The 16476-nt window shown below is 69.5% G+C and carries 12 protein-coding genes; 10 read left to right on the forward strand and 2 right to left on the reverse strand.

Going from position 1 to position 16476, the window contains the following annotated elements; translation table 11 throughout:
* From O3Q52_RS30655 to O3Q52_RS30675, 5 genes are all read left to right on the forward strand, one after another.
* Positions 1 to 1393 (forward strand): diaminobutyrate--2-oxoglutarate transaminase family protein (locus tag O3Q52_RS30655; RefSeq protein ID WP_269651946.1); only part of this gene is annotated, 1393 nt, incomplete at its 5' end.
* Positions 1394 to 1752: 359 nt separating this feature from the next.
* Positions 1753 to 3705, forward strand: coding sequence for an IucA/IucC family protein (locus O3Q52_RS30660; RefSeq protein WP_269651954.1), 1953 nt, complete (start codon positions 1753 to 1755; stop codon positions 3703 to 3705).
* A 39-nt stretch (positions 3706 to 3744) separates the two neighbouring features.
* Positions 3745 to 4620: a GNAT family N-acetyltransferase gene (locus tag O3Q52_RS30665; protein ID WP_269651947.1), complete on the forward strand. Its 876-nt coding sequence runs from the start codon at positions 3745 to 3747 to the stop codon at positions 4618 to 4620.
* Positions 4621 to 4788: 168 nt separating this feature from the next.
* A complete protein-coding gene (locus O3Q52_RS30670; RefSeq protein WP_269651955.1) occupies positions 4789 to 6636 on the forward strand; it encodes an IucA/IucC family siderophore biosynthesis protein in 1848 nt (615 codons plus the stop codon).
* Between the two features lie 160 nt (positions 6637 to 6796).
* Positions 6797 to 8818 (forward strand): ATP-dependent DNA helicase, encoded by a 2022-nt coding sequence (locus tag O3Q52_RS30675; protein WP_269651948.1) that lies wholly within the window; start codon positions 6797 to 6799, stop codon positions 8816 to 8818.
* Positions 8819 to 8932: 114 nt separating this feature from the next.
* Here O3Q52_RS30675 and lexA read toward each other — a convergent pair whose 3' ends face one another.
* Positions 8933 to 9712, reverse strand: a complete 780-nt coding sequence (lexA, locus tag O3Q52_RS30680; protein WP_055617269.1) for a transcriptional repressor LexA — start codon at positions 9710 to 9712, stop codon at positions 8933 to 8935.
* Positions 9713 to 10235: 523 nt separating this feature from the next.
* Between lexA and nrdR the strand changes: the two genes are divergently transcribed.
* Both nrdR and O3Q52_RS30690 read left to right on the forward strand, forming a co-directional pair.
* Complete coding sequence (nrdR, locus tag O3Q52_RS30685) at positions 10236 to 10787, forward strand: transcriptional regulator NrdR (RefSeq protein WP_269651949.1); 552 nt, start codon at positions 10236 to 10238, stop codon at positions 10785 to 10787.
* A 148-nt stretch (positions 10788 to 10935) separates the two neighbouring features.
* Positions 10936 to 13830 (forward strand): vitamin B12-dependent ribonucleotide reductase, encoded by a 2895-nt coding sequence (locus tag O3Q52_RS30690; RefSeq protein WP_269651950.1) that lies wholly within the window; start codon positions 10936 to 10938, stop codon positions 13828 to 13830.
* Between the two features lie 85 nt (positions 13831 to 13915).
* Here the strand turns inward: O3Q52_RS30690 and O3Q52_RS30695 are convergent, their stop codons facing one another.
* The gene (locus tag O3Q52_RS30695) at positions 13916 to 14449 is read right to left on the reverse strand and encodes a TerD family protein (protein WP_269651951.1); all 534 of its coding nucleotides are present in this window, start codon (positions 14447 to 14449) and stop codon (positions 13916 to 13918) included.
* 154 nt (positions 14450 to 14603) lie between these two features.
* Here O3Q52_RS30695 and O3Q52_RS30700 point away from each other — a divergent pair, with 154 nt between their 5' ends.
* From O3Q52_RS30700 to O3Q52_RS30710, 3 genes are all read left to right on the forward strand, one after another.
* The gene (locus tag O3Q52_RS30700; protein ID WP_055617265.1) at positions 14604 to 15209 is read left to right on the forward strand and encodes a YdbC family protein; all 606 of its coding nucleotides are present in this window, start codon (positions 14604 to 14606) and stop codon (positions 15207 to 15209) included.
* A gap of 82 nt (positions 15210 to 15291) precedes the next feature.
* A complete protein-coding gene (locus O3Q52_RS30705) occupies positions 15292 to 15951 on the forward strand; it encodes a histidine phosphatase family protein (RefSeq protein ID WP_269651952.1) in 660 nt (219 codons plus the stop codon).
* 12 nt (positions 15952 to 15963) lie between these two features.
* The coding region (locus tag O3Q52_RS30710; protein WP_269651953.1) for an ADP-ribosylglycohydrolase family protein at positions 15964 to 16476 on the forward strand (513 nt) is incomplete at its 3' end.

Raw genomic sequence — 16476 nt, forward strand, 5'->3', positions numbered from 1 at the left:
CGAAGGGATCCTGCGGCGCCAGGCGGCGCGCGAATCCGCGGCGCGCACCTACGCACGCGCCCTGCCGATCGTCCCCGTCCGCGCGCGAGGCCTGACGATCGAGGGAGCCGACGGGAACCGCTACCTCGACTGCCTGTCGGGCGCCGGGACGCTGGCCCTCGGCCACAACCACCCGGTTGTACTGGAAGCCATCAGGAAGGTCCTCGACTCCGGGGCGCCGCTGCAGGTCCTCGATCTGGCCACGCCCGTCAAGGACGCCTTCACCACCGAGCTGTTCCGCACGCTGCCGCCCGGTCTCGCCGACCATGCGCGCGTGCAGTTCTGCGGGCCCGCCGGTACGGACGCCGTGGAGGCCGCCCTGAAACTGGTGCGCGCCGCGACCGGGCGTAGCGGGATTCTCGCCTTCGCCGGCGCGTACCACGGGATGACCGCGGGGGCGCTCGCGGCATCCGGGGGCGCGTCCGACGTACGTGTCGCGCGCCTGCCCTATCCGCAGGACTACCGCTGTCCGTTCGGCGTCGGCGGCGAGCCGGGAGCCGAACTCGCCGCGCGCTGGACCGAGTCCATCCTCGACGACACCAAGTCCGGGGTGCCGAGCCCCGCCGGGATGATCCTGGAGCCGGTGCAGGGCGAGGGCGGAGTGATTCCGGCCCGCGACGACTGGATGCGGCGGATGCGGGAGATCACCTCGGCGCGCTCCATCCCGCTGATCGCCGACGAGATCCAGACGGGAGTCGGGCGCACCGGTGCCTTCTGGGCGGTGGAGCACAGCTGCATCACACCCGACGTGATGGTCCTCTCCAAGGCCATCGGCGGCAGCCTGCCACTGGCGGTCGTCGTCTACCGCGAGGGCCTCGACATGTGGGAACCGGGCGCCCACGCGGGCACGTTCCGCGGCAACCAGCTCGCCATGGCCGCCGGCGCCGCGACCCTCGCGTACGTCCGTGAGAACGGCCTCGCCGAGCGAGCCGCGGCTCTGGGCACCCGCATGATCACCCAACTCCAGAGCCTTGCCGACGACTTCGGCTGCGTCGGCGACGTGCGCGGCCGGGGGCTGATGATCGGTGTCGAACTCGTGGACCCCGAGAAGCCGCCGTCGTCCCCCGGCGGACCGCCTCCGGCGGCCCCCGAACTGGCGGCCGCCGTCCAGCGGGAGTGCCTGCGCCGCGGACTGATCGTGGAGCTCGGCGGACGGAACTCCAGTGTGGTGCGCCTGCTTCCACCGCTCACGATCAGCGACGAACAGGCGAGCGCGGTGCTCAACCGGCTGTCCGACGCGGTGGCGGAGGTCGCGAAGGCTGCCACCGGCCCGGCGGCCGAGAGCACCCGGCGGACAGCAACCGGGCACGCCCGACAGGCAGAGCACGCCCAACGGGCCGAGCGCTCCGGATAGCTGGTCCGCCCAGTGGACGGCTCGGCCGTGGGGCCCCGCGGCCGTCGTCCTCCGGCGAAACCCGCAAGGCAACACCAGAACTGCCTCCTCCATCTCCCGGCACCCCCCACCTCCGAAACCAGACGACTCCCGCACCCGCATCGACCAGGAACAGCACGGGTCCAACGCACGCCGGAACAGCCCCGGTTCGTCGCCGCACGAACCTGAACCACCCCCGAGGAAGCCTCTTGAACGCCATCCCCGCACCCGACGGCCACCCCTACACCCACGAGCGAGGAGGGCGCGGCACACAGGCCCCGCTCGGGTCGGGGACCGAATCGGTCCCCAGGCAGAAGACCGGGTCCCAGGAGTCCGAACGGCTGCGCGGCGCCACCACCGACCTGCTGGAACACCCCGATCCCCACACCGCGGCCCAGGCCGCCGCCATCGAGAACCTGCTGCGCTGCTGGGTACGCGAGCACGACCTCGCCGCCCCGGACGACGGCACCCTCCGCATCCCCCTTCCCGCGAGCGGCACAGCCCTCGTCGTTCCCGTCCACTACTGGTCTCACACGGGATGGCACCGCCTCGGCCCTCCCTACCTCTCCGACGCCCCCGACCAGGCACCTCCCACAGACGCGGTCACCCTCGCGGCCCTCCTGGGACGCGAGACCCCGACGACCGGTGCGCCCACCCGGCCGACCGCCCTCACCGCTCCGGACGCTCCCGCCGAGCCAAGTGCATCCGACGAGACGGACGCTCCTGCTGAGCCCCACGCCTCCGACGCCGCGGACACTCCTGCTGAGCCCCACGCCCCCGCCACGACGGACGCTCCCGCCCAGTCCCAGTCCCACAACTCGGCCGGCGGCGGTGACCTGGTCGGCCGAGTCGCCGGCTCCGTAGGACGGACCGTCCTCTTCATCACGGACCGCAGGGAGAACCCCGCCGACGGCCCCGACCTCTTCCTCTCGGCCGAGCAGGCGCTGCTGCTCGGCCACCCGCTGCACCCCACTCCAAAGAGCCGCGAGGGACTCTCCGGGGCCGAAACCCGGCTCTACTCACCCGAGTTGCGCGGCTCCTTCCCTCTGCACTGGATGGCTGTCGCCCTCTCCGCGCTCGCCACCGACTCGGCCTGGACCGAGCGAGGCCGCCTCGTGCCCGCAGAGCAGCTCACGCCCCGGCTCGCCGGTGCCGGACTGCGGTTGCCCGACGGATACGCCGCGCTGCCGATGCACCCCTGGCAGGTCCGCGAGATCCGCCACCGCCCGGATACGGCGAAACTTCTGGACGCCGGACTGCTCCTGGACCTCGGTCCTCATGGCTCCCCCTGGCACCCCACCTCCTCCGTACGCACTCTCTACCGCTCCGACGCCCCCGCGATGCTGAAGCTGTCGCTGGGCCTGCGGATCACCAACTCCCGCCGGGAGAACCTCCGCAAGGAACTCCACCGCGGTGTCGAGGTCCACCGGCTGCTGCGCGGCGGCCTCGCCGAGCAGTGGCAGGCAGTCCACCCGGGCTTCGACATCGTCCGCGACCCGGCCTGGCTCGCGGTGAACGACCCGGACGGCAACCCCGTGCCCGGCCTCGACGTGATGATCCGCCACAATCCGTTCACGCCGACGGACGACGTCTCGTGCGTCGCCGGACTGGTCTCGCCCAGGCCCCAGGCCCAGCCCACCGGACAGCAACACCCCGAGCAGAGCAGGACCACGACACGGGCCAGGCTCACCGAGATCGTCACCCTGCTCGCCGGCCGCACGGGCCGACCGCGCGGTGCCGTCGCAGCCGAGTGGTTCCTGCGCTACCTGGAGCAGGTCGTCCGCCCCGTCCTCTGGCTGGACAGCGAGGCGGGCATCGCGCTGGAGGCGCACCAACAGAACACCTTGCTCCTGCTGGACCAGGAAGGTTGGCCCACGGGCGGCCGCTACCGAGACAACCAGGGCTACTACTTCCGCGAGTCCCGGCGCGCGGAACTGGGCAAACGCCTTCCCGGCATCGGCGAACAGAGCGACACCTTCGTCTCCGACGAGGTCACCGACGAGCGCTTCGCCTACTACCTCGGCATCAACAACGTGCTCGGCCTCATCGGGGCCTTCGGCTCCCAGCGCCTGGCCGACGAACGGCTGCTGCTCGCCGCCTTCCGCCGGTTCCTCGCCGACGTCGCCTCGGGGCCCGCCCGGCTGCGTACCTCCCTGCCCGCCCAACTGCTCGACTCACCCGTTCTGCGCTGCAAGGCCAACCTGCTGACCCGGCTGCACGGCCTCGACGAACTCGTCGGTCCGGTCGACACCCAGTCCGTATACGTCACCATCGCCAACCCCCTTCATTCCTGAGGAACATGACCCACCCCGTCTCCTGAGAGGAGCGTCGCCGTGCCTCCCACCGATGCGAGCACCGACGCCGGTACCGCCCCCTACACCACCGCCGGCTGCGACACGGGTCCCGGTGCGGACGCCGAGGACACCCTCGATCTGCGCCTGCCCGACGAATTCCTCGCGCTCTTCGCCGGGAAGGCCGAGGAAGCGAAGGGCGAGACGGCCGGGGGAGCGAAGGCCGAAACGGCCCGGGGAGCCGCGGAACGGGCAGAGCGGAACGGCGGGGGCCGGAGCACGGTGGGCACGGCGCAGGCCTCGGCGCCGGGCACAGCGTGGCCGGCCCCGGTCGCCCCGGCCGGTGACGACCTGCTCGACCGCGTCGGTGACTGGGGACCGACCGCCACCGCCGCGGGCGTCTTCCACCTCGTCCCCGTAGACCTCGACCGAGACCTCCCGCTCATCAGCCGCTGGATGAACGACCCTGCCGTGGCCGCTTTCTGGGAGCTCTCCGGACCCGGGACGGCGACTGAGGACCACCTACGCGCCCAGCTCGGCGGCGACGGGCGCAGCGTCCCCTGCCTCGGCGTGCTGGACGGCACGCCGATGAGCTATTGGGAGATCTACCGGGCGGACCTCGACCCCCTGGCCCGCCACTACCCCGCCCGCCTTCACGACACCGGTATCCACCTCCTCATCGGTGGTGTCGCCAATCGCGGGCGTGGGCTCGGCACGACTCTGCTCAGAGCCGTCTCCGATCTGGTCCTCGACCGTCGTCCCTCATGCGCACGCGTCATCGCTGAACCCGACCTCCGCAACATCCCCTCCGTGTCCGCCTTTCTCAGTGCCGGCTTCCGGTTCTCCGCAGAGGTCGATCTGCCCGACAAGAAGGCAGCCCTCATGGTCCGGGACCGGGCCCTGCGCGATCTGTTGTAGCGCCGTCACTTTTAGTACACCGCTCGCCCCGATCAGGTTCCCAGTCGAGGAGTCCCCGTGCCGAACCCGTCCGCCGCCCCGACTCCCGGAGGGCCGTCGTGGCTCTACGACCCGCCCGAACTGAGCCCGGAGCGATGGGAAAGAGCGGGGCGCCGCCTGCTCGCCAAGATGATCGGGGAGTTCGCGCACGAGGAGATCCTGGTACCCGAGGCGGACGGGAACCGCCCTGGTGAGGCCGCGGCAGCCACCTGTGCTCCCGAGGTCACGGCACCGGTCGGAGCGCAGGGCCCCAGAGGAGACGATTCGCCGCCCGCCGCAGGAGCCGACGACGAGCGTTCGTACACCCTCCGCCTCGACGCCGGCGGCACCATCGCCTTCCGGGCCCGGCGCGGCGCGTACGACAGCTGGCGGGTCGATCCCTCCTCACTCACCTTGACCGAGGCAACGGGAGCGACCGGCGAGACCGCGGGACCGCAAGCCCCAAGCCCCTACACCGACCCCCTCGACTTCCTCACCCGAGCCCGCGCCACCCTCGGGCTCGACGGCGCCACCCTCGGGCACGTCATCAGGGAACTGACCACCACACTCGCCGCGGACGCGCGCCTCGACCACACAGCGCTGCCCGCCGCCCGGCTGGCCGACCTCGGATACGCCGAGCTGGAAGGCCATCAGACGGGCCACCCCTGGATCGTGCTCAACAAAGGGCGCCTCGGCTTCTCGGCCACGGACGCCGCCCACTGGGCACCCGAGGGTCGCAGAGGGACGGCTCTGCCGTGGATCGCGGTGCACACCTCGCTGGCCACATACAGGGGTGTCGCGGGCCTGGAGACCGCGGACGAGCTCTACGCGCGCGAACTCGACCCCGCCACCAGGGAGTCCTACGACGCCGCACTACGCGCGCGTGGGCTCACGCCGGAGTCGTACCTCTACCTGCCCGTGCACCCCTGGCAGTGGAACGACGTCGTGCTGCCGCTCTTCGCGCCCTCCGTCGCCGCCGGTGCCATCGTGCCGCTGCCCCCGGACGCCGATTTACGCCTGCCCCAGCAGTCGGTCCGTACCTTCCTCAACACCTCACGCCCGGACCGGCACACCGTCAAACTGCCGCTGTCCGTCCTCAACACCCTGGTGTGGCGCGGCCTTCCGACGGAGCGCACTCTCGCGGCACCCGCCGTCACCGCCTGGATGCACGGCCTGCGCGACGCGGACCCTTTCCTGCGTGACACCTGCGGGGTGATCCTCCTCGGCGAGGTCGCGTCCGTCACGGTCGGGCACCCCGTGTACGACACGCTTCCGGAAGTCCCGTACCAGTACAAGGAGTTGCTCGGCGCGATCTGGCGTGAGCCGCTCTGCCGCCATCTGGCGCCCGGCGAACGCGCCCGCACTCTGGCCGCTCTCCTGCACACCGACCCAGACGGCCGGGCCTTCACGGCGGAGCTCGTCGAGCGCTCGAGCCTCGCCCCGCGGATCTGGCTGCGCCGTCTCTTCGCCGCGCTGCTGCCGCCCTTGCTGCACTTCCTCTACCGCTACGGCACTGTGTTCAGCCCACATGGCGAGAACGCGATCGTTGTCTTCGACGACCACGACGTACCCGTGCGACTCGCGGTGAAGGACTTCGTGGACGACGTGAACGTCAGCGCCGAGCGGCTTCCCGAGCACGCGTCCATGCCGGACGACGTACGGGCCGTGCTGCTCACGGAACCGGCCGCCTTCCTCACTCAGTTCATCCACTCCGGGCTCTTCGTCGGTGTCTTCCGCTATCTGGCCCCGCTCTGCGAGGCACAACTGGGTGTTCCGGAGGCCGAGTTCTGGTCGCTCGTCCGGGCGGAGATCCTCCGTCACCACAGGCTCTTCCCGGAGCTCAAGGAGCGCTACGAAGCGTTCGACCTGCTCACTCCGCGTATCGAGCGGCTGTGCCTCAACCGCAACCGACTGCACCTGGACGGCTACCGCGACCGCCCCCAGCGCCCGCACGCCGCCGTGCACGGCACCGTTCCGAACCCGCTGCACCAGCCATGATCAATGACCGCATCACCCATGACGTCACCAACGACTTCACCGATCACTTCACCGGTCATCTCACCCACCGTGTCACCGACCGTGCACCCGTCTTGATCGCGTCCCTCGCCCCGGCCTTGATCGCCCGGTTGTCAGTGCGGCCCCGTAGGGTGGTCGGGCTATGACAGAGCCCTCACTCCCCGAACTCCTGCATGCCGCCGTTACAGCCGTCGGCGGTACGGAGCGCCCTGGCCAGGTGACCATGGCCGAAGCCGTCGAGCAGGCCATCGACGACGGCTCCCATCTGCTGGTCCAGGCCGGCACGGGTACCGGAAAGTCGCTCGGTTACCTGGTGCCCGCGCTCGCGCACGGGGAGCGGGTCGTCGTGGCGACGGCGACCCTGGCGCTCCAGCGCCAGCTCGTGGAGCGGGACCTGCCGCGCACGGTGGACGCGCTGCATCCGCTGCTGCGCCGCCGCCCCGAGTTCGCGATGCTCAAGGGCCGGTCGAACTACATGTGCCTGCACCGCCTCCACGAAGGCGTCCCGCAGGACGAGGAGGACGGCCTCTTCGACCAGTTCGAGGCGGCCGCTCCCACCAGCAAGCTGGGCCAGGACCTGCTGCGGATGCGGGACTGGGCGGACGAGACCGAGACGGGCGACCGCGACGATCTCACCCCCGGTGTCTCGGACCGGGCCTGGTCACAGATCTCGGTGTCCTCAAGGGAGTGCCTCGGCGCCTCGAAGTGTGCCTACGGAGCGGAGTGCTTCGCCGAGATGGCCCGCGAGCGCGCCAAGCTCGCCGAGGTCGTCGTCACCAACCACGCCCTCCTCGCGATCGACGCCATCGAAGGCGCCCCGGTCCTCCCGCAGCACGAGGTGCTGATCGTGGACGAGGCGCACGAGCTGGTCTCCCGCGTCACCGGAGTCGCGACCGGCGAGCTCACTCCGGGCCAGGTCAACCGCGCCGTGCGCCGCGCCGCGAAGCTCGTCAACGAGAAGGCGGCCGACCAGCTCCAGACGGCCGCCGAGGGCTTCGAGCGCCTGATGGAGCTGGCTCTGCCCGGTCGCCTGGAGGAGGTCCCCGAGGATCTCGGATACGCGCTGATGGCCCTGCGGGACGCCGCGCGTACGGTCATCTCGGCGATCGGCGCGACCCGCGACAAGTCCGTCGGCGACGAGGACGCGGTCCGTAAACAGGCCCTCGCCTCCGTGGAGTCGGTCCACGACGTGGCGGAGCGGATCACGAACGGCTCGGAGTGGGACGTCGTCTGGTACGAGCGGCACGACCGCTTCGGAGCCTCCCTGCGGGTCGCCCCGATGTCCGTGTCCGGCCTCCTGCGCGAGAAGCTCTTCACCGACCGCTCCGTCGTCCTGGCCTCGGCCACGCTCAAGCTCGGCGGCGACTTCAACGGCGTGGGTGCCTCACTGGGCCTGGCCCCGGAAGGCATCGAGGGCGAGGACATCCCGCCCTGGAAGGGCATCGACGTCGGTTCACCCTTCGACTACGGCAAGCAGGGCATCCTGTACGTCGCGAAGCACCTCGCGCGCCCCGCGCGTGACAGCGACCGCGGGGACATGCTCGACGAGCTCACCGAGCTGATCCAGGCCGCCGGCGGCCGCACACTCGGCCTGTTCTCCTCGATGCGGGCAGCCCAGCTCGCCGCGGAGGAACTGCGCTCCCGCATCCCGGAGTTCCCCATCCTGCTCCAGGGCGAGGAGACACTCGGCGAGCTGATCAAGAACTTCGCGGCGGACCCGAAGACCTGCCTCTTCGGCACGCTCTCGCTCTGGCAGGGCGTGGACGTCCCGGGTGCCAGCTGCCAGCTGGTCGTCATGGACAAGATTCCCTTCCCCCGCCCCGACGACCCGCTGATGAGCGCCCGCCAGAAGGCGGTCGAGGACGCCGGGGGCAACGGCTTCATGGCCGTTGCTGCTACCCACGCGGCCCTGCTGATGGCCCAGGGCGCCGGCCGTCTCGTACGGGCGACGGGGGACCGCGGTGTGGTCGCCGTGCTGGACCAGCGGCTCGCCACGGCTCGCTACGGCAGCTATCTGAAGGCGTCACTGCCCGACTTCTGGTTCACGACGGACCGTAACCAGGTGCGAAGGTCCCTGGCCGCCATCGACGAGGTGGCGAAGAAGGCGGAACAGAACGCAGAAGCGGAACAGACGACCGAAGAGGCGAAGGCAGAAGAGGCGTAGACGTCAGTGGGCTGCCCCGGCTGAGGCCGGGGCAGCCCACTGACGTGCGCACATGGGGACAGCACAGGGCCCCGGAACCGGCGCAGGGGTCCCGGGGCCCGGTCAGGGGCGGAGTCAGATCCGCCGCAGCACCGCCACGACCTTGCCGAGGATGGTGGCCTCGTCGCCGGGGATCGGCTGGTACGCGGAGTTGTGCGGGAGCAGCCACACGTGGCCGTCCTCGCGCTTGAAGCGCTTGACCGTGGCCTCGCCGTCCAGCATGGCCGCCACGATGTCGCCGTTCTCCGCGACCGGCTGGCGGCGGACCGTCACCCAGTCTCCGTCACAGATCGCGGCCTCGATCATCGAGTCTCCGACGACCTTCAGGACGAACAGCTCGCCGTCACCCACCAGCTGCCGGGGCAGCGGGAACACGTCCTCGACCGACTCCTCGGCGAGGATCGGGCCACCGGCGGCGATCCGGCCGACCAGCGGGACGTACGACGCGGCCGGCTTGCCCGCCGTGTCGGTGGGCTGAGCGGTGGACTGGTCGGACCCCCGGACCTCGTATGCTCGCGGTCGGTGCGGGTCGCGGCGCAGGAAGCCCTTGCGCTCCAGTGCCATCAGCTGGTGTGCGACCGAGGATGTGCTGGAGAGGCCGACGGCCTGTCCGATCTCCCGCATCGACGGCGGGTATCCGCGCCGCTGCACGGAGTCCCTGATGACCTCGATCACCCGGCGCTGCCGGTCGGTGAGTCCGGAGCTGTCCGCCCGGATACCTGGAGGTCGGCCCGGCAGGGAGCGTGTGGGCTTGGGCCCCTCCTGGTTCACTTCATTCATGGCATGCACCGGCTCAAATCGGCCCTGGGAGCGGTCCTGGGCAGTGATGGTGGCACTGTCTGCGGTGGTGGTCACGTCGGCCCCTCTCGTTCGTCTCCCTGCTGGACAACGGTAGTTGCTTTCGAAAGGTTGCGCCAAACACACGTTCGAGTGAAAAAGTGTGGATGGCCTGACGCGATCACATGTCTGGGTGTATGGCTAACGCTGCACCGGGCGGACAAAAGCGCTCATTGCTGTACTCTTCACCGCCGGGGGCGATGGCCTTGTGGGCCGGAGCGGGGCGAGGGTCAGTCTGCCACCAGGTGTCCCGTCGGCTGGGAACCGGCCCCCTGCCCCTGTGGCGCCCACCGTATCCCCGTACGCCTCTCACGGGTATGGCCGTGCGGCACATGCCAATACGAGTGCGACACGCGCGCCGGGTGCGAATTTACGAGTCAATCCCCACATCTAGTGGTTGGATTGCAACAGCAGCCCAGAAGTTGTGGTCCCCCGGTCTTCCGGACCCATGGTCATCGCCTATGCTGGGGGCTGCTTCGAGGGGCCCAAGGGCCCTGACGAGGCTATTGAGTCGTGCTTGTGTAAGGAGGGTTGGAGTTCGATGCACTGCCCCTTCTGCAGGCACCCCGACAGCCGTGTCGTCGACAGCCGTACGACGGACGACGGTACGTCGATCCGCAGGCGCCGCCAGTGTCCCGACTGCTCCCGTCGTTTCACGACCGTGGAGACGTGCTCGCTCATGGTGGTCAAGCGGTCCGGAGTCACCGAGCCCTTCAGTCGTACCAAGGTCATCAACGGTGTGCGCAAGGCGTGCCAGGGAAGGCCTGTCACGGAGGACGCACTCGCTCAGCTCGGCCAACGGGTCGAGGAGGCGGTGCGGGCCACCGGAAGCGCCGAACTGACCACCCACGACGTGGGACTGGCCATACTCGGCCCCTTGCAGGAGCTCGACCTCGTCGCCTATCTGCGTTTCGCGTCCGTGTACCGGGCGTTCGACTCGCTGGAGGACTTCGAGGCCGCCATCACTGAACTCAGGGAAGAGACGCAGCACCCCGCCGAGGCCGACGAAGGCGCGGGCCAGGAGTGTCAGGGAATCGACCGCGGGTCCGGAGTGACTGTCGAAGTCCCCGTGCCCGCCAGCGCCGCCGACTGACGAGAGGGGCCGGTCCGGCCCGGACGGCGGCGACCACAGACCTGTTGCGAGCGGACGCGTACGCGTGGCTCGTGGCATTCAGACAGACACCGTGCCACGGGAAGAACGAGGCACTTCTGGGCGTTTTAGCCCGATACAGGGAGGCGGCATGACAGAGACGGCGAGCGGTCCGGCACGGAGTTCCCGAGCCAAGGGGACGAAGGCGAACAAGGGACTGCGCATCGAGCGGATCCACACGACTCCGGGTGTGCACCCGTACGACGAGGTCGAGTGGGCGAGCCGTGACGTCGTCATGACCAACTGGCGCGACGGCTCGGTCAATTTCGAGCAGCGTGGCGTCGAGTTCCCCGCCGAGTGGGCGGTGAACGCGGTCAACATCGTCACCAGTAAGTACTTCCGCGGCGCTGTGGGCACCCCGCAGCGCGAGGTGAGCCTCAAGCAGCTCATCGACCGCATCGTGAAGACGTACAGGAAGGCCGGCGAGGACAACAAGTACTTCGCCTCGCCCGCCGACGCCGAGATCTTCGAGCACGAGCTGGCCTACGCCCTCCTGCACCAGATCTTCAGCTTCAACAGCCCGGTGTGGTTCAACGTCGGTACGCCCCAGCCCCAGCAGGTCTCCGCCTGCTTCATCCTGGCCGTCGACGACTCCATGGAGTCGATCCTCGACTGGTACAAGGAAGAGGGCATGATCTTCAAGGGCGGCTCGGGCGCCGGCCTGAACCTCTCCCGGATCCGTTCCTCCAAGGAACTGCTCTCCTCGGGCGGCAACGCCTCGGGTCCCGTCTCCTTCATGCGCGGTGCCGACGCCTCCGCAGGAACGATCAAGTCGGGCGGCGCCACCCGCCGCGCGGCCAAGATGGTCATCCTCGACGTCGACCACCCCGACATCGAGGGCTTCATCGAGACCAAGGTGAAGGAAGAGGAGAAGATCCGCGCCCTGCGCGACGCGGGCTTCGACATGGACCTGGGCGGCGACGACATCACGTCCGTCCAGTACCAGAACGCCAACAACTCGGTCCGCGTGAACGACGAGTTCATGAAGGCCGTGGAGAACGGCGACAAGTTCGGCCTGCGTGCCCGCATGACCGGCGAGGTCATCGAGGAGGTCGACGCCAAGGAGCTCTTCCGCAAGATGGCCGAGGCGGCCTGGGCCTGTGCCGACCCCGGCATCCAGTACGACGACACCATCAACGCCTGGCACACGTGCCCGGAGTCCGGCCGGATCAACGGCTCGAACCCGTGCAGCGAGTACATGCACCTGGACAACACGTCCTGCAACCTCGCCTCGCTGAACCTGATGAAGTTCCTGAAGGACGACGGCCTCGGCCACCAGTCCTTCGAGGTGGAGCGCTTCTCGCAGGTCGTCGAGCTGGTCATCACCGCGATGGACATCTCCATCTGCTTCGCGGACTTCCCGACGCAGAAGATCGGCGAGAACACCCGCGCCTTCCGCCAGTTGGGCATCGGCTACGCCAACCTCGGCGCGCTCCTGATGGCGACCGGCCACGCGTACGACTCCGACGGCGGCCGCTCCCTCGCCGGCGCCATCACCTCGCTGATGACCGGCACCTCGTACAAGCGCTCCGCCGAACTCGCCGCGGTCGTCGGCCCGTACGACGGCTACGCCCGCAACGCGCAGCCGCACCAGCGGGTCATGAAGCAGCACTCCGACGCCAACGCCGTGGCCGTCCGCGTGGACGACCTGGACTCGCCGGTCTGGGCCGCCGCCACGGAGGCCTGGCAGGACGTGCTGCGCCTCGGCGAGAAGAACGGATTCCGTAACGCGCAGGCCTCGGTCATCGCCCCGACCGGCACCATCGGTCTCGCGATGTCCTGCGACACCACCGGTCTTGAGCCCGACCTCGCGCTGGTCAAGTTCAAGAAGCTGGTCGGCGGCGGCTCGATGCAGATCGTCAACGGCACCGTCCCGCAGGCCCTGCGCCGCCTGGGCTACCAGGAGGAGCAGATCGAGGCGATCGTCGCCCACATCGCCGACCACGGCAATGTCGTCGACGCCCCGGGCCTCAAGCACGAGCACTACGAGGTCTTCGACTGCGCCATGGGCGAGCGCTCCATCTCCGCGATGGGCCACGTCCGCATGATGGCCGCGATCCAGCCGTGGATCTCCGGCGCGCTCTCCAAGACGGTCAACCTGCCGGAGACGGCGACCGTCGAGGACGTCGAAGAGGTCTACTTCGAGGCGTGGAAGATGGGCGTCAAGGCGCTCGCGATCTACCGCGACAACTGCAAGGTCGGCCAGCCCCTCTCGGCGAAGACCAAGGACAAGGAGAAGGCCGAGGTCACCTCCAAGGCGGAGGAGACCATCCGTACCGCGGTCGAGAAGGTCGTCGAGTACCGCCCGGTCCGCAAGCGCCTCCCCAAGGGACGTCCCGGCATCACCACCTCCTTCACGGTGGGCGGCGCCGAGGGCTACATGACCGCCAACTCCTACCCGGACGACGGTCTCGGCGAGGTCTTCCTGAAGATGTCCAAGCAGGGCTCCACCCTCGCGGGCATGATGGACGCCTTCTCGATCGCCGTCTCCGTGGGCCTGCAGTACGGCGTGCCGCTGGAGACGTACGTCTCGAAGTTCACCAACATGCGCTTCGAGCCGGCCGGTATGACGGACGACCCGGACGTGCGGATGGCGCAGTCGATCGTCGACTACATCTTCCGCCGCCTGGCGCTCGACTTCCTGCCCTTCGAGACGCGCTCCGCGCTCGGCATCCACTCCGCCGACGAGCGTCAGCGCCACCTGGAGACGGGCTCGTACGAGCCGACCGACGACGAGTTGGACGTCGAGGGTCTCGCCCAGTCCGCGCCCCGCGCGCAGGAGCTGAAGGCCGTCGCCACGCCGAAGGCAGCGGTCGAGGCGGCCAAGCCCGCTCCGCAGCAGGCCCACACCAGCGCCGAACTGGTGGAGATGCAGCTGGGCATCCAGGCGGACGCCCCGCTGTGCTTCTCCTGCGGCACGAAGATGCAGCGGGCCGGCTCCTGCTACATCTGCGAGGGCTGCGGCTCGACCAGCGGCTGCAGCTGATCCGCACCCGCAGTTGATCCACAAACCGTGAGGGGCGGTACGGCCACCGGCCGTACCGCCCCTTCGGCGTGCGTGAGCGCTTCGGTCAGGACTCCTGGGCGCTGCCCATGATCCTGGCGAAGGTCGCCGGGTCGGCGTCGAAGCCGCGGATGTCCGATCGGAAGGTCCACTCCCCGGAGCCGTCGCGTACGAAGTCCGCGACCGTGGTGGCCGTCGACCCCAGAACGCTGCCGAAATCGCCTTCGGCCAGGACGTTGTAGCCCTCGCGGATCCGCAGGCCCGGGTTGTGCACGCCGACGAAGGTGGACCGTCCGGAGCGCTGCTGGATGGCGACGCCGACGACCACGCGCGCGTACCGCTTGTCGAGGCGGGTGAGCTCCAGGGTCATCACCTCGTCCCAGCCGAAGCCCTTGCCGTCCTTGCTGTCCCGGTTGAGATAGATCGTGCCGTCCGGCGAGCGGCTGTCGAAGTGCACTACGTAGTCAGGGTCTTTGTGTGTGTCGGTCGCGAGGTAGGTGGCGGCGACGATGTCGAGATCGGTGGCCGGTTCGCCTGCGGGACTGGGATCCCATTTCACCGAGATCTCGACCTTGTTGATGCCCTTGTTGAGGCCGTTCACCGGTTCTCCCCTCGTGGTCACCCTGTGTCGGGCGCCTCAACTGCCTGGCAGGTGAGGCGTGTTGCCCATCGTGCCACGCACACGGGGGCGCTCGGGCGGCCACAGTCCGCCCGAGCGTGACCGACGCCACGTTCCTGGGCCGTACGATGGCGCGGTGCTGGTCAAGTGGATTCGCTGCACCGTGGTGGACCGCCGCGGTTTTGAACGGGGGCAGCGGAAATGGGCGGGACTTCTGGGGGAGCCGGGTTTCCGGGGGCAGGGCGGGGGCTGGAGCCGGGGAAGGCCCGGAGTGGCCCACATCTTCGCCTTCTGGGAGAGCCGTGCCTTCTACGACTCCTTCATGGCGCGCTCCCATGACCGGCTGGCCGCTGCTCAGTCGGGCACCTTCAAGGACGCGCAGAGCAAACTCTTCGATCACCGTTTCGACGTGAAGACCGGCTTCGAGCCGCGCTTCACGGAGACCGATCTGGTACGGGTGGCGCACTGTCGCGTCCACGAGGAGCGCGCCGAGCACTTCGCGCTGATGCAGGAGAAGGTGTGGAACCCGGCGATGGCCGGCTCGCCCGGCATGGTGAGGGGCCTGTTCGGCGAGGCGCCCGGCCACGAGTTCCTGGTCCTGTCCATGTGGCAGTCGGCCGCCGAGCACGGCAAATACCGGGCCGAGCGTGTGGAGCGGCTCGCCCTGCGGGCCCAGCTCGAGGCGGACGTCGCGGCGCTCACGGGCGACATCGTCCAGTTGGAACCCTCCTGGACGGTCTGAGACGCGCGCGATTTATGTGACCTGTGCCGTATAGAGCCCGTACGAGTGCTCGATCGGGCGCAACTCGATCTAGGGTTCCGGTATGGCACGTCCACGGCGCATCGTCCTTGTCCGGCACGGCGAGTCGGTGGGCAATGCCGATGACTCGGTGTACGAACGCGAACCCGACCATGCTCTGGCGCTCACCGAGAAGGGGTGGCGACAGGCGGAGGAGACCGGTACGCGGATCCGAGAGGTCCTCGGAGAGGAGCGCGTAAGCGTTTACGTCTCCCCGTACCGCCGCACGCACGAGACCTTCCGGGCCTTCCACCTCGACCCCGGGAAGGTACGCGTACGCGAGGAGCCCCGGCTGCGCGAACAGGACTGGGGAAACTGGCAGGACCGGGACGACGTACGGCTGCAGAAGGCGTACCGCGACGCGTACGGGCACTTCTTCTACCGCTTCGCGCAGGGCGAGTCCGGTGCCGATGTGTACGACCGGGTCGGCGGCTTCCTGGAGAGCCTCTTCCGGAGCTTCGAGGACCCCGATCACCCGCCGAACGTGCTCCTCGTGACCCACGGCCTCGCCATGCGGCTGTTCTGCATGCGCTGGTTCCACTGGACGGTCGCGGAATTCGAGTCGCTGTCGAACCCGGGGAACGCGGAGGTGCGCATGCTCGTTCTCGGGGAGGATGGCAAGTACACGCTTGACCGTCCTTTCGAACGCTGGCGTGATCCGGAACCGTACGGAGTCACCGGATAGAGTGGCAGGGCGATGACCGCTGACTCCTCTCCCGACGGGCGCCTGGACCGAGCCCTGGCCAGCCTGCGCGGACTTGCCGTCGGGGACGCGCTGGGCTCGCAGTTCTTCGTGCCCGCGAACTATCCGCTGCTCAAGCGTCGCGGGCTGCCGCCGGGCCCCTGGCAGTGGACCGACGACACGGAAATGGCCTCCTCCGTAGTGGCCACTCTGTCCGTCCACCGCCGCATCGACCAGGACGCGCTGGCCCGCTCCTTCGCCGAGCACCACGACTTCGACCGCGGCTACGGCCCGGCGGTCAACCGTCTGCTGCGACAGGTCCGGGAGGGTGGCGACTGGCGCGAGCTGGCCTCGGCCCTCTTCAAGGGACAGGGCTCGTGGGGTAACGGCGCGGCGATGAGGATCGCCCCCCTGGGCGCCTGGTACGCGGACGATCCGGAGCAGGCCACGCACCAGGCCGAGATCTCGGCCTATCCCACGCACCAGCATCGTGAAGCCGTGGTCGGCGCCATGGCCGTGGCCGCGGCG

Origin of the sequence: Streptomyces sp. ActVer (genome assembly GCF_027270795.1) — a bacterium.
GTDB classification, from domain to species: domain Bacteria; phylum Actinomycetota; class Actinomycetes; order Streptomycetales; family Streptomycetaceae; genus Streptomyces; species Streptomyces umbrinus_A.

Bases quoted from the DNA above. Each gene is read 5' to 3' on its own strand.
- O3Q52_RS30670 (WP_269651955.1), top strand. From the start codon at position 4,789: ATGATCGGGGAGTTCGCGCACGAGGAGATCCTGGTACCCGAGGCGGAC.
- nrdR (WP_269651949.1), top strand. From the start codon at position 10,236: ATGCACTGCCCCTTCTGCAGGCACCCCGACAGCCGTGTCGTCGACAGC.
- O3Q52_RS30675 (WP_269651948.1), top strand. From the start codon at position 6,797: ATGACAGAGCCCTCACTCCCCGAACTCCTGCATGCCGCCGTTACAGCC.
- O3Q52_RS30705 (WP_269651952.1), top strand. From the start codon at position 15,292: ATGGCACGTCCACGGCGCATCGTCCTTGTCCGGCACGGCGAGTCGGTG.
- O3Q52_RS30690 (WP_269651950.1), top strand. From the start codon at position 10,936: ATGACAGAGACGGCGAGCGGTCCGGCACGGAGTTCCCGAGCCAAGGGG.